Below are 14,096 nucleotides of genomic sequence, written 5' to 3'. Positions count from 1 at the left end.
CTTGCGTCAGCCTTGTACGGCCAGGACCAGCGGCAACACCCCCTTCGCTCCGGCCCGGCGGAGCATGCGAGCGGCCACCGCCAGGGTCCATCCGCTGTCCGTCAGGTCGTCGACGAGCAGAACGGGACCGCCCGCTTCCTGGAGTGCCGCCGCGAGCTCGGGTGGCACGGTCAGCGCCCCGTCGAGGGCGCGCAGGCGCTGCGCGCTGTTGCTCCTGGGCACATGTGCCGTATCGGCTCCGGCGGCGTACTCGATGGAGCCGAGGAGCGGGAGGCGGCCGATCTCGGCGATCCGTGCGCCAAGTGACTGGATCAGCTGGGGCCTCGTGTGCGAGGACATGGTCACGACACCGGCCGGCCGCGCCTGGGCGTCGGCGTTGCCCGAGGCCCAGCCGCCGGGCCCCTTCGCCCAGTCGGCGAGCACGCCGACCACAGCCTTCGCCACGTCGTCGGGCACCGGTCCGTCAGGGGCCTGGGGGGCGAGCATCGGCCGGAGCCTGTTGCCCCATCCGATGTCGGAGAGCCGCCCGAGGGCCTTTCCCTGGGAGGCCTGTTCTCCCACGGGGATACGCCCCTTGAGGTCGACGCCGACGGCGGCGAGCCCGGTCGGCCACATCTTCCGGGGTTCCACGTCGACACCCGCACGGACCAGTTCGCCCCGTGCCGTGTCCAGTGCTCCGGAGGACACGGCATCGGTGAAGCGCGCGCCCGCGCAGTTGTCGCAGCGCCCGCAGGGTGTTGCTGCCTCGTCGTCCAGCTGCCGCCGCAGGAACTCCATCCGGCAGCCGGGAGTCGTGGCGTAATCGCGCATCGCCTGCTGTTCCGTCTGCCGCTGCTTGGCGACCCAGGCATAGCGCTCGGCGTCGTACGCCCAGGGCATCCCCGTGGAGGTCCAGCCGCCCTTGACGCGCCGGACCGCGCCGTCCACGTCGAGGACCTTGAGCATCGTCTCGAGCCGTGACCGGCGCAGCTCGACCAGCGGCTCCAATGCGGGCAGCGAGAGCGGCCTTCCCGCCTGCGCGAGGACGTCCAGCGTGCGCCGGACCTGCTCCTCGGGAGGGAAGGCGAGCGAGGCGAAGTAGTTCCAGATCGCTTCGTCCTCCTTGCCCGGAAGCAGGAGTACCTCCGCGTGATCGACACCACGGCCCGCGCGGCCGACCTGCTGGTAATAGGCGATCGGGGACGAGGGGGAGCCGAGATGCACCACGAATCCGAGATCCGGCTTGTCGAAGCCCATGCCCAGGGCGGAGGTGGCGACCAGGGCCTTCACCCGGTTGGCGAGCAGATCTTCCTCGGCCTGCTGCCGGTCCGCGTTCTCCGTCTTACCGGTGTACGAGGTGACGGTGTGCCCGCACTGCCGCAAGAAGGCGGTGATCTCCTCGGCGGCTGCGACGGTGAGCGTATAGATGATTCCCGAACCCGGCAGCTCGTCCAGGTGGTCGGCGAGCCAGGCCAGCCGGTGCGCGGCGTTGGGAAGTTGGAGCACGCTCAAGCTCAGGCTCTCGCGGTCGAGAGGCCCGCGCAGCACGAGCGCGTCCGAGCTGCCGCCGGTGCCCAACTGCTCGGCCACATCGGCCGTCACACGTGAGTTGGCCGTCGCGGTGGTGGCCAGTACGGGGACGCCAGGCGGCAGGTCGGCGAGCATGGTGCGCAACCGTCGGTAGTCGGGCCGGAAGTCGTGACCCCAGTCCGAGATGCAGTGTGCCTCGTCGACCACGAGCAGGCCGGTCGCCGCGGCGAGCTTGGGCAGGACCTGATCGCGGAAGTCCGGGTTGTTCAGCCGCTCGGGACTGACGAGGAGGACGTCCACGTCGCCGGAGGCCACCTCGGCCTGGATGGTCTCCCACTCCTCCGTGTTGGAGGAGTTGATCGTGCGGGCGGTGATTCCGGCTCGAGCGGCCGACTCCACCTGATTGCGCATGAGTGCGAGCAGCGGGGAGACGATCACGGTGGGGCCGCTGCCCCGCTCCCGCAGCAGCGCGGTCGCGACGAAGTACACGGCGGACTTTCCCCATCCCGTGCGCTGCACGACCAGCGCCCGGCGCTTGTCGGCGACCAGCGCCTCGATCGCGCGCCACTGGTCCTCGCGCAGTCGTGGACCGTCCGACGGCGCCGCCTCGCCGCTTGCGGGGGCGGGGCCGCCGACGAGGCGGGCGAGTACGGCATCGGCCGCCGTGCGCAGATCTTCGTTGCTCATGCCCCCATGCAACCCGATGGGTCTGACATTAGGCGAACGAGTCCACCGGTCTGTGGACAACTCTTGGCGTGCACCTGATCGCAGTTATCCACAGGCCAAACCGGAATCTGGTGATCCGCGGGAGAGTCGGCGCATGGCGAACCACAGCGAACAGAACGACCCGATCGACTCCACCGACTCCATCGATTCCACCCGTTCCACTGATTCCATCGACGGGACCCTGGTCACCTTGCGTACCCCGGCCGAACTCGCGGACGCCCTTCCGTACTTGCTCGGGTTCCGGCCCGAGGAGAGCGTCGTCCTCATCGCTCTGCACGGCGAGCGGGGGCGGTTGGGTGGCCGTGTGCGCCTCGGCATTCCCGGGCGCGCTGAGGACTGGCCACCCATCGCGGAGCAGCTCGCCCAGTGTCTGGTGGGCGGCTGTGAGCGGCGCGGGGCCCGGCCTGACGGCATTGTCGCCTTCCTGTGTGCGGAGCCCGTGGGCGCCGAATCCGGACGGCAGGTCATGCAGCGCCTGCGACCGCTCGCGCAGGTGCTCCGCACCGCCTGCGGAAGCCTCGACGTCCCCGTGTTCGAGGTCGTGTGCATCTCGGCGGGCAGTTTCTGGACCTACTGCTGCCCGAACAAGGAGTGCTGCCCGCCGGAAGGAGTGCCGCTGCTGCGGCCGGGCACGTCGGTCCTGGCCGCGGCCACGGCCTATGCGGGCGTCCAGGTGGGTGTCACCCCAAGGGAGATGCGGGCGCGGCTCACCCCTTGGGAATCCGTCGCCGCGGCGGACCAGGAGGCCGCTCTCGACGCGGCGGGCATGGCGATCGTGCGCCGGATCCTGGACAAGGACGGGCACGCCGAGGTCGCCGCTGACACGCTCGATCTGGCCCGCCGGATCATGGCGCGTATGGCTGCGGCACCCACGGTCGTCGACAGGCTGGAGGCGGATCTCCAGGACGACGAACTTCTCGCGCACGACGAAGCCGCGGCGCTGATCCTCGGCCTGCAGGACCGCACGACACGTGATCAGGCGGCCGAATGGATGGAGGGCGACGCCGCGGCGACGGCACTTCGTCTCTGGAGGGTCCTGGCCCGTCGCTGCGTCGGCGCCTACGGAGAGCACGCCGCGGCCCCCCTGTCCCTCGCGGGCTGGGTCGCCTGGTCCCTCGGCGATGCCACGGAGGGGCAGGAGGCCCTGTCCATGGCGCTGTGTGCCGACCCCGGCTACACCTTCGCGCAACTCCTGCACCATGCCTGCGCCGGGGATCTGGACCCCGAGCCGATCCGCCGCTGCTTGCGAAGGGAGCGAACCGACCGTGGCGCGTCGGGGGTTCAGACCGAACTGCCGGTACCAGCAGAGACCTCGGACTCCGCGGGAGAGCCGGTGGGCGCCGCACCCCGACGCCGCGGCCGCCCCGCACGGCCGAAGAGCGGCACCGGCCCACGGGCCACCGAGAGGCCGAGCACAGGGCCGCAGAACCGCCGTCGCACCACCCGGCGCGCGGCGAGGAACGACACATGAACGCGGGAGTTCGTCACCTGAGGGCAGGTCTGAGGGAGGGTGAGCGGGACGGGGCGAGATGGGTACCGGCGAGGGTTCCTTGCGGGGGAGACCGGGGCCGGCCGAGTGGCTTCGCGTTCTGTGGGCGTGACCTGGGGCGGGGGAGGTCCGTTCACCTGAGTGGCGGTACCCGTACCTGGGTCGAGCCGCCGTACGACCTCCGACTCCCCGTAGCGCGGACAGCGCGGAAGAAGCCGCCTCATGTCCCTGCCCGCCCCGTCTCCTGCCTCCGGCAGAGAGGGTCCCCAGCGACCCACGCCGACTCCATCGCGCCTGCCCGGCGGGCAGGCCCCGGCTCCCGCGCCGCGTCGCTCCGCTCAGCTGCCGCCCGCGCACGACGCGCTGATCTGTGTGGCCATGCCCGCGCTCGCGATCTCCACGGATCAGGGGCAGTTGACCGGCCGCGGACTCGAGGGGTTCTACCGCGCGGGGCGCAGGCTGCTGTCCCGCTGCCAAGTGCGGGTGGCGGGGCGCGAGCCGGTGGCCGTACAGGCCCGGATGCTCTCGGCCGACCGTGCCCGCTTCCTCGCGACACTGCGTACGTCAGCGGACGGCGGTCCGGATCCGGATGTGATCGTCGAGCGGACCCGGTACGCGGACGGTACGGAGCGGATCATCCTCACCAGCGGCGCGGGGCGTGTACTGCGGCTGCCCGTGGAGGTGTCGCTCGGCACGGATCTGGCGGAGCTCGGAGCGATCGCGTCCGGCAACACCGGTCCCGAACTGCCCGCCAGTGTCCACGACTCCGGCATGCGCTGGTCCTCACCCGCGGGCCACTGTGCGGTCACCTCGCATCCGGCGCCCGCGGACGCGCTGGCCTCCGCGGGGCTGTTGCGCTGGGAGGTGGAGCTGCCACCGGGCGGCACGTGGAGTCTGGAGCTACGGGTGCGCACGGAGGGTGCGGGTCCGGTGCGGGCGGTCGGACAGGGGGCCTCGCGCTCCCTCGCCACGGCACGGGCCGCGGGCGACGACCCCAGGGCCCGGGCTCTGCTGGACCGATCAGTGGAGGATCTCCAGGCGTTGCTGATGCGGGACCCCGAGCACCCGACCGATGTCCATCTGGCCGCGGGGGCGCCATGGCGCTGTGGTCTCGCTCCCGCCGAGGCGCTCGCGGCCGCCCGGATGACCTTGCCGCTCGGCACCCGGATCGCCATGGGGACGCTGCGTACGCTCGCCCGCCGTCAGTTCACGGGCAAGGGGCCGCGGGCGGGCATGATCCCCGGACCGGTGCGGAACAGAGGTCCGCATCTGCCGCCCGGGTGCACGGGGATCGAGGCGACGCTGCTCTTCCCGGTGCTGCTGGCGGAGGCGTGGCGGTGGGGACTTTCGGCGCAGGAGACGGAGGAGTTGCTGCCGGCGGCCGAGCGCTGCCTGCGGTGGCTGCTTGCAGCGGTCGGCGACGGAGTTCGACTGCCGGACCCGTATCCGGGTGGCCCGGCGCGCTGCGAGACCCAGGCCCATGCCCACCGGGCCGCGCTGCTCGGCGCCGACCTGCTCGACGCGCACGGCCGTGCGGGCGGCACCGACCTGCGGCAGTGGGCGGAGCGGCTGCGAGGCGCGTTCCGGGGGAACTTCTGGGTGGAGGACCGGGCGGGTGGCCGACCCGCCGCGGCCTGCCTGCCCGACGGCCGCCCCGTTCCCCTCCTCACCGGTGGTGCCGCCCACCTCCTCGACACCGGCCTGCTCGGGTCCGGTGCGCTGGCACCGGGGCTGCTCGACAAGGTGCAGACCGAGCAGCTTGCCCGGCTGCTGGGCGGTCCCGCCATGGACTCGGGGTGGGGGCTGCGGAGCTTGGGCGTCAAGGAAGCCGCGTACAACCCTTTCGGGCATCGTGGCGGAGCGGTCCGTGTCCATGAGACGTCGGTCGCCGTCGCGGGTCTGGCCGCCGCCGGATACGAGAAGGAAGCGAGTGGACTGCTGCGGGGGGTGATGGCGGCGGCCGAGACGTTCGACTACCGGCTGCCTGAGATGTATGCGGGGGAGCAGCGCACGGAGGGCGGCGCTCCGTTGCCGCATCCCGCTGCCTGCCGTCCGGCGGCCGTCTCGGCTGCCGCTGGAGTGCAACTCCTCACGGCACTCGCCGGGATCCGGCCCGACGCCCCGTCGGGCACGGTGACGCTGAGGCCCGTTCGCAGCGCGCCTTTGGGGGAACTGGGACTGACGGCGCTGTCCGTCGCGGGTGCCCCGTTCTCCGTGCGCGTCAGCAGGCTCGGTCTCGCCATGGTCGAGGAGGCCGCCGACGGACTGCAGTTGGGGGTGTGACCCACGGCCCACGACAGGAGGCCTGCGGCGGGTGTGGTGCACATCTGACGCAGGACCCGGTGAGTTGAGTTCAGCCGTACAGGGAGGGGGGAGCAGCGTCGCGCGCACGTCAGGAGAGGACCAGTGCCTCGCGCACGTCAGGAAGGGCGGCCGATCTCCCAGGCTGCCTCGATCATCCGGAAGATCTCGTCCACCGCGGCCTCCGGATCGTCCGCCTCACGGGCCAGCGCGTAGGCGTCGATAGCGAACCTCGCGATCGTCCGGCAGGCCGTTGTGGTCTGTGGCAGGTCGAGATCGGCGGCGATCGCCGTTGCCAGCGACTCCGCATGGCGCAGCTGCATCGACTCGTCGTACTTACGCAGGGCAGATGATTCGTCGATCATCCGGAAGATCGGGGCGGCGCCGTCCGCCGTGCAATGCCGCACCAAGGCCTGGATCTCGCGGCGCAGCGCGGGGATGAGCGGCTCGTGCGGTGCCCGGCCGGCGACTGCCTGAGTGAGGCGTTTCTCGAAGTCTTCGTCCTGCTCGAACACCAGGGCCTCTTTCGAGGCGAAGTGGGAGAAGAGCGTGGTGACGGCCACGTCGGCCTCGGCTGCCACATCACGGATGCCCACCGCGTCGTACCCGCGTTCCAAGAAGAGCTGCAGAGCGGTGTCAGCGATCTTCTGGCGGGTCGCGGCCTTCTTGCGCTCTCGGCGTCCGGTCGGCACGGTCATGCGTTGATGCTATCAGGTACAAAACACTAACCGTTTTTGAACACTAACGGTTAGTGTTACGGTCGGCGGTATGAAGAGAGTGAGCTTCGCCGAGTTCGGCGGTCCGGACGTTCTGCAACTTCTAGAGGTCGAGGAGCCCCACCCGGGCCCCGGCCAGATACGTATCGCCGTGCGGGCGGCGGGTGTGAACCCCGTTGACTGGCGGGTCCGTGAAGGGCAGGTCCTGGGCGCTCACCCGACCGAGTTGCCCGCCGGAGTCGGTCTTGACGCCGCCGGGGTGGTGGACGAGGTCGGCGAGAGTGTCGAAGGGGTCGAGATCGGCGACCACGTGTTCGGTGAAGGCGCCAGCACCTATGCCGAGTTCGCCGTGCTGTCGGCCTGGGCGCGGATGCCCGAGGGGCTGACGTTCGAGGAGGCGGCCGGTTACCCCTCCGTGGTGGAGACCGCGCTGCGCATCATCCGCGAGGTCGGTGTGCAGCCCGGGCAGACTCTGCTGGTCAGCGGTGCGTCCGGGGGAGTCGGATCGGCGGTGCTGCAGATCGCCCGCGACCGCGGCATCGCGGTGATCGGCACGGCCGGGGCCGCGAACCAGGACTATCTGCGTGGCCTGGGAGCCGTCGCCACGATGTACGGCGAGGGCTGGGTCGAGCGGGTGCGGCAGCTCGGCCATGTCGACGCGGCTCTCGACCTGGCCGGCTCGGGCGTGATCCGCGAGCTTGTCGAGCTGACCGGGGATCCGCAGAAGGTGATCTCCATCGCCGATCTCGGTGCGCCGGAGTTCGGTGTCCGGTTCTCCGGCGTGGCCGGGAGCGTACCGGCGGCGCTCGCCGAGGCCGCCGGTCTCATCTCGCGGGGGGAGCTCCACATCCCGGTCGAGAAGTCGTACACGCTCGCCGAGGCCGCTCAGGCGCACATCGACAGCCAGGCCGGTCACACGCGCGGGCGCCGGGTCCTGGTCATCTGAGCCGATGCCTGTGCGGCTGCACGACCCGCCGCGGCCCGGCAAGCTGAATTCCTGGTAGTTCCGATTCGGCGAAGTCCCTCAACCACAGTTCCCTGAAAGAGACTTCGCCGCGTCGGTCCAGCCGCGTACAGAATCAACGCCGCAGGGCTCTTGTGCGTGCTCCGGCCCTTTCCCGGGCGCTCTGTCGCGTTCGAGTGGTGCTCACGGTCGCGCGGAAATGCTTTTGAGGCCGCAGAACCAGGATCGGATGTCGGAGGAGCTGTTTATCGTCAGGCAGACGACTATGATCGCGGCATGTCGCCCTACGACCCGTCGGCCTTCCCGCCCTTCGCTGTCACCGTCGATCTGGTCGTGCTGACCGTGCGCAGCCACGCGCTCTGCGCGCTTGCCGTGCGGCGGGGTGAGTCGCCGTTCCAGGGCCGCTGGGCGCTCCCCGGCGGATTCGTGCGGGACGACGAGGACCTGTCGGCGGCCGCCGCGCGGGAGCTGGTCGAGGAGACGGGGCTGTGCGCCCACGATCGGGACACTCCGGTCCAGGCGAACGGCGCCCACCTGGAGCAGCTCGCCACGTACGGCGATCCCAAGCGTGATCCGCGGATGCGGGTCGTGAGCGTCGCCCATCTCGCTCTCGCTCCCGATCTGCCCGCACCGCGGGCCGGTGGCGATGCGAAAAGCGCGCGGTGGGCGACGGTCGAGGCGCTGCTCCACCAGGGCGGATACGGCCGTGAGGGCGAGCAGGCGGCGCCACTGGCCTTCGATCACGCGCAGATCCTGGCGGACGGTGTGGAGCGCGCCCGCTCGAAGATCGAGTACTCCTCCCTCGCGACGGCCTTCTGCCCGCCCGAGTTCACCGTCGGAGAGCTGCGCCGCGTGTACGAGGCCGTGTGGGGCGTCGTGCTGGACCCGCGCAACTTCCACCGCAAGGTGACCGGCACGCCGGGCTTCCTCGTCCCCACCGGCGGTACGACCACTCGCCAGGGCGGTCGCCCCGCCCAGCTCTTCCGTGCGGGCGGCGCGACGCTGCTCAACCCGCCGATGCTGCGCCCCGAAGTCTGAGGTCCGAGCCGCGGGGCACGCGCTGGTCACACCTGTCGGTCTGGCCGCGTGAGGGTCGCGTGATGGACACCCGCGACCCACACCCTGACCGAAATGACGGAAATATCGCGTTATCTTGCTGAAGTACCCACGGGGTTCGTCCGTCCCCGACCCGGCGGACGAACTCTGGCCGCCGAGCGGTCGCACATCCCGCGAGAGAAGCGATGATCCAGGCCATCGGACTGACCAGCAATCTCCGCCAGGAGCTGCCACCCGCCGTCGACGACGTGTCCTTCGAGGCGCGAACAGGCCGTGTCACGGCGCTGCTCGGCGCACAGGGCGCCGGTAAGACGACGGCGCTGAGACTCATGCTCGAAATCCAACAGGGCCGAGGGGTCACCTACTTCAGAGGGCGTCCGCTGCACCGCATCGCCCACCCCTCCCGCGAGGTGGGCGTCCTTCTGGGCGAGGTACCTGGGCACCCCGGCCGCACGGTCCGCGGCCAGCTGCGCATGTTGTGCGCTGCCGCCGGTGTTCCCGTCCAGCGCGCCGACGACGTACTCGAAGTCGTCGGTCTCGTCAGCCTCCGTGATCAGCGGCTCGGCACGCTCTCGCGCGGCATGGACCGCCGTCTCGGCCTGGCCTGCGCGCTGCTCGCCGACCCGCACACGCTCGTCCTCGACGGTCCCGCCGACGGGCTTTCGGCCCGGGAGGGCGGGTGGCTGCACGACGTTCTGCGCGCGCATGCCGCCCAGGGGGGAACGGTCCTGTTCTCCACGGCCGACCCCAAGGAGGCGGCACGGAGCGCAGACCGGGTCGTCACCCTGGAAGCGGGCCGTCTGGTCGCCGACCAGGAAGCCGGGGATTTCGCCCGCACACGGCTGCGCCCCCGTGTCGCGGTGCGCAGTCCGCACGCGGCGCGCCTCGGCGCCCTGCTGTCCAAGGAGGCCCGTGCGGGCCAACGCTCCATCGAGGTGGTGAGGGAGTACGGCAACCGGCTTTCCGTGTACGGCAGCAATTGCGCCGATGTCGGAGAGACGGCGTTCCGCCACGGAATCCTCGTCCACCAACTCGCCGATGAGATCGGGGATGCGGGGCCTGTCGCTGTGGCACCGACGCCGTCGCCCGCGCCCGCGCCCGAAGGCAGACCCGAACGCAGAGTCGAAGTCCCTGGTGGGGTGGCTGCGGCTGCGGGCGGCACGGGTGTGGATACGGGGCAGATGTCACGCGGGGGTTCGGTAGGAAGCCCGGCGGGAGAGGCCCCGGCGGGAGAGGCCCCGGCGGGAGAGACCTCGGCGGGGGACAGGCCGGCCGAGGCAGCCGACGTGCTGCCCGAAGCCGGCACCGAGATCGTCACCGGCACTGAGGCCGCCACCGGCACCAGCACCGGCATCGAGCCCGTGTCCACGGCCAAGATCCTCATCCCGCTCGCCACCGCGGAACCACCCGTCACCATGGACCCCCTCGCCACCACCGCCCCACAGACCCCCGTGGCCCCGGCCGCCTTGCCGCCCCCCATCTCGATCCGCCCCGCTCGTACCCCTCTTCGCCCCTTGCGTTACGAGCTGCGCCGCGTCGCCGGTGTCGGCACCGGATACCTCACCGCCGCCGTCGTGCTCGCCGTATCCGCAGTCCTCTGCGTCTTCCTCGCCAGGAGCGGTCACACGCCACAACCGCTCCTGCTGGCCGCCTGGCCTCAGGAACTCCCCCTGCCGCCCGCCGCGCTTGGCGCCGGGCTGCTCGGCGCGCTCGCCTTCGGTGAAGAGTTCCGTCACCCCGCCCTGGCCGTCGACCGGGGCACCGTCCCCCGCCGCCTGGGGCTGCTCTGCGCCAAGTTGATCGTCGCGGCGGCCACCGGGCTCCTGCTGGGCCTGCTCGTCCTGGGTTCCGACACCGCGCTGCTCCACCTGGTATACGGAGAAGAGCTCGCGAAAGTTCCCGCTGACTGGCTCTCGCTGAGCGCGAGTTGGATCGCCCTGGTGGTGGGCTGCGCCTGGGCGGGGGTGCTCGCGGGCGGAGTCTTCCGGTCCACGACGGCCGGCCTCGCCGCGGTTCTCGCGGTGCCGATCGTCGTCGTACCGCTCGTACAAAAGGCCTTGGAGGGGCCGTCTGTGCGATCGGCGGCGGGGCTGCCGGGGAGGCTGCGCGACCTCGCACTGGTGCAGTGGCCGTTCGGTGTCGAGCGATATCTGGCCGGTGGAGTCCGGATGGTCGCCCAACCTGTCGGCAGCGCACTGATGTTGTCACTGACCGCTCTGCTCTGCGCATATCTGCTCACGGGGATGCGCAGCAGGGCTCGATAACGATCGCCCGGTGCTTCCGTTCCCGTACTGCGCACAACTCCTCGGAGAACGGCCGTTTCTTTCCGATAAGGCGTCAAGTGCGGCGGGGTAAGCGATCACCCTTTCGTGTGCTTTTCACCAAAGACCTCAAGGGACTTGGGAGCGACGCCGACAAAGGATCCGTGAGTACCCTTGCGCACACCATGATGACCGCCGCCCGCTCCGCAGACTCCGGTCTCGCCGGCCCGGGCGAACTCGACCGCTACCCCTACGCAGAGGCCCCTGGTGCCGACCGCGTCGTCGCGCCCCCGTGGGACAGCGCCGACCACGACCTCGGCCGCGTCGGCCGACGCACCGCAGGAAACCGTGGCCGTGGACTGCACGGCCAACTCGTCCAGCAGCTCGGTCAGATGATCGTCTCCGGTGACCTGGGCGCCGACCGCCCGCTGGTCCCCGAGGAGATCGGCCAGCGTTTCGAGGTCTCCCGCACCGTCGTGCGGGAGTCGCTGCGCGTGCTCGAAGCCAAGGGCCTGGTCAGCGCGAGGCCGAACGTCGGCACCCGCGTGCGGCCCGTCAGCGACTGGAACCTGCTGGACCCGGACATCATCGAGTGGCGCGCGTTCGGGCCGCAGCGCGACGACCAGCGCCGCGAACTGGGCGAGCTTCGCTGGACGATCGAGCCCCTCGCCGCTCGGCTCGCCGCGGGCCACGGCCGCGAGGAGGTGCAGCAGCGGCTCGCCGACATGGTCGAGATCATGGGCCATGCCCTGAGCCAGGGCGACGGGATCACCTTCTCCCGCGCCGACGCGGAGTTCCACTCGCTGCTCATCCAGCTCGCGAGCAACCGCATGCTGGAGCACCTGTCCGGCATCGTCTCGGCCGCACTCCAGGTCTCCGGTGGCCCGATCACCGGCTGTGACCGTCCCACCGAGGCGTCCCTGGTCCACCACTCGCGCATCGTCGACGCTCTCGGGGCGGGCGACGCACCCGGCGCCGAAGCGGCCATGCGTCAGCTGCTCACCGCCCACCCGGAGGTGGAGCGCGTCGTGCCCGCCCCTCGCGAGCACTGACCGGCCGGGTCTGCGTCCGTACGGCCGGCGCATGCGCCTCGCGGCCCGTCCTCATCACTCCGTTGGCGCGGTACCGTCGCCGGGCCTCTGCGGGTTCCTCGGGGATCAGGCAGAGACCCGGCGACGCGGTCGTTGCCGTCTGGACGGTCACCAGAGCCTAGATCTGAGCACTTCTGACCGTATCTGGACGCTTTTGGGTGCTTACGGGGTGTGACTCGGGCCACGTAGATTGGGCGTAACGCTCCTCGGGGCAGCGCGATGACCTAAGAGGTGATAGCCGAGGAGGGAATACAGCAGTCGTTCGCGGCGCTGTGTAGCTCCCCGGCCCCGCCTGCGCCGTCGGCCCATCCCCAGTCGTCGGTCGTCGGTCCTGGTCCACAATGGACGGGGCCGGAAGCCGTTTTCCAACGTTCCGAGAGGTTGTTCGTGTCGGCCAGCACATCCCGTACGCTCCCGCCGGAGATCGCCGAATCCGTCTCTGTCATGGCGCTCATCGAGCGGGGAAAGGCTGATGGGCAGATCGCCGGCGATGACGTGCGTCGTGCCTTCGAAGCTGACCAGATTCCGGCCACTCAGTGGAAGAACGTTCTGCGCAGCCTCAACCAGATCCTCGAGGAAGAGGGTGTGACGCTGATGGTCAGTGCCGCGGAGCCGAAGCGCCCCCGCAAGAGCGTCGCAGCGAAGAGCCCGGTCAAGCGCACCGCGACCAAGACCGTCGCGGCCAAGACGACCACGACTAAGCAGGCCACCGCGACCGCCGCCCCCGAGGCGTCGGCCGTAGATGTCGCAGCTGAGGACTCGCCCGCGAAGAAGGTCGCCGCCAAGAAGACGACGGCGAAGAAGGCCGTCGCCAAGAAGACCGTCGCCAAGAAGGCGACGGCAAAGAAGAGTGCGTCCAAGCAGGACGACGAGATCCTGGACGACGAGGCCACCGAGGAGACGCCCGCCAAGGGCAAGCCCGGTGAGGGTGAGTCCTCGGAAGAGGGTCCCCAGGCAGGCTTCGTACTGTCCGACGAGGACGAGGACGACGCCCCGGCCCAGCAGGTCGCCGCGGCCGGTGCCACCGCCGACCCCGTCAAGGACTACCTGAAGCAGATCGGCAAGGTCCCGCTCCTCAACGCGGAGCAGGAGGTCGAGCTCGCCAAGCGCATCGAGGCCGGCCTGTTCGCCGAGGACAAGCTGGCGAACGCCGACAAGCTCGCGCCGAAGCTCAAGCGCGAGCTGGAGATCATCGCCGAGGACGGGCGCCGCGCCAAGAACCACCTCCTGGAGGCCAACCTCCGTCTGGTGGTCTCCCTGGCAAAGCGCTACACCGGCCGCGGCATGCTCTTCCTGGACCTCATCCAGGAGGGCAACCTCGGTCTGATCCGCGCGGTCGAGAAGTTCGACTACACCAAGGGCTACAAGTTCTCCACGTACGCCACCTGGTGGATCCGTCAGGCGATCACCCGCGCCATGGCCGACCAGGCCCGCACCATCCGTATCCCGGTGCACATGGTCGAGGTCATCAACAAGCTCGCGCGCGTGCAGCGCCAGATGCTCCAGGACCTGGGCCGTGAGCCCACCCCGGAGGAGCTGGCCAAGGAACTCGACATGACCCCGGAGAAGGTCATCGAGGTCCAGAAGTACGGCCGCGAGCCGATCTCCCTCCACACCCCCCTGGGTGAGGACGGCGACAGCGAGTTCGGTGACCTCATCGAGGACTCCGAGGCGGTCGTTCCGGCCGACGCGGTCAGCTTCACGCTCCTTCAGGAGCAGTTGCACTCCGTGCTCGACACCCTGTCCGAGCGTGAGGCGGGCGTGGTCTCCATGCGCTTCGGTCTCACCGACGGCCAGCCGAAGACCCTCGACGAGATCGGCAAGGTCTACGGGGTGACGCGTGAGCGCATCCGTCAGATCGAGTCGAAGACGATGTCGAAGCTGCGTCACCCGTCGCGTTCGCAGGTTCTGCGCGACTACCTCGACTAGTCACCAGCGCTCCACAAGGAAGACCCGAAACCTCGTGCGAGGTTTCGGGTCTTC

9 protein-coding genes are annotated in these 14,096 nt (G+C 70.4%); 7 read left to right on the top strand and 2 right to left on the bottom strand.

Annotated elements, in window-relative coordinates:
* Window positions 1–6: 6 nt before the first annotated feature.
* Window positions 7–2,196, bottom strand: a complete 2,190-nt coding sequence (locus ACWFRJ_RS37970) for a RecQ family ATP-dependent DNA helicase (RefSeq protein WP_453541896.1) — start codon at window positions 2,194–2,196, stop codon at window positions 7–9.
* A gap of 133 nt (window positions 2,197–2,329) precedes the next feature.
* Between ACWFRJ_RS37970 and ACWFRJ_RS37965 the strand changes: the two genes are divergently transcribed.
* Window positions 2,330–3,706, top strand: a complete 1,377-nt coding sequence (locus tag ACWFRJ_RS37965) for a DUF4192 domain-containing protein (protein ID WP_453541893.1) — start codon at window positions 2,330–2,332, stop codon at window positions 3,704–3,706.
* A gap of 240 nt (window positions 3,707–3,946) precedes the next feature.
* A complete protein-coding gene (locus ACWFRJ_RS37960) occupies window positions 3,947–6,007 on the top strand; it encodes a glycogen debranching N-terminal domain-containing protein (protein WP_453541890.1) in 2,061 nt (686 codons plus the stop codon).
* Window positions 6,008–6,144: 137 nt separating this feature from the next.
* On the opposite strand, the gene ACWFRJ_RS37955 is transcribed toward ACWFRJ_RS37960, so the two are convergent.
* On the bottom strand, window positions 6,145–6,723 hold the full coding sequence (locus tag ACWFRJ_RS37955) for a TetR/AcrR family transcriptional regulator (RefSeq protein WP_453541887.1): 579 nt from the start codon (window positions 6,721–6,723) through the stop codon (window positions 6,145–6,147).
* 70 nt (window positions 6,724–6,793) lie between these two features.
* On the opposite strand from ACWFRJ_RS37955, the gene ACWFRJ_RS37950 reads away from it, so the two are divergent.
* From ACWFRJ_RS37950 to ACWFRJ_RS37930, 5 genes are all read left to right on the top strand, one after another.
* A complete protein-coding gene (locus ACWFRJ_RS37950; RefSeq protein WP_453541884.1) occupies window positions 6,794–7,687 on the top strand; it encodes an NADP-dependent oxidoreductase in 894 nt (297 codons plus the stop codon).
* Between the two features lie 294 nt (window positions 7,688–7,981).
* Window positions 7,982–8,743, top strand: a complete 762-nt coding sequence (locus tag ACWFRJ_RS37945; RefSeq protein ID WP_453541881.1) for an NUDIX hydrolase — start codon at window positions 7,982–7,984, stop codon at window positions 8,741–8,743.
* Between the two features lie 203 nt (window positions 8,744–8,946).
* Window positions 8,947–11,025, top strand: a complete 2,079-nt coding sequence (locus ACWFRJ_RS37940) for an ABC transporter ATP-binding protein (RefSeq protein ID WP_453541878.1) — start codon at window positions 8,947–8,949, stop codon at window positions 11,023–11,025.
* 161 nt (window positions 11,026–11,186) lie between these two features.
* A complete protein-coding gene (locus ACWFRJ_RS37935) occupies window positions 11,187–12,074 on the top strand; it encodes a FadR/GntR family transcriptional regulator (RefSeq protein ID WP_453541875.1) in 888 nt (295 codons plus the stop codon).
* A 420-nt stretch (window positions 12,075–12,494) separates the two neighbouring features.
* Complete coding sequence (locus ACWFRJ_RS37930) at window positions 12,495–14,042, top strand: RNA polymerase sigma factor (protein ID WP_453541872.1); 1,548 nt, start codon at window positions 12,495–12,497, stop codon at window positions 14,040–14,042.
* Window positions 14,043–14,096 lie beyond the last annotated feature (54 nt).

The sequence above is a fragment of the Streptomyces sp. NPDC055239 genome (genome assembly GCF_053606205.1).
Note: the sequence above shows the minus strand (reverse complement) of the source record. Positions and strands in the feature narration are given on the sequence as shown.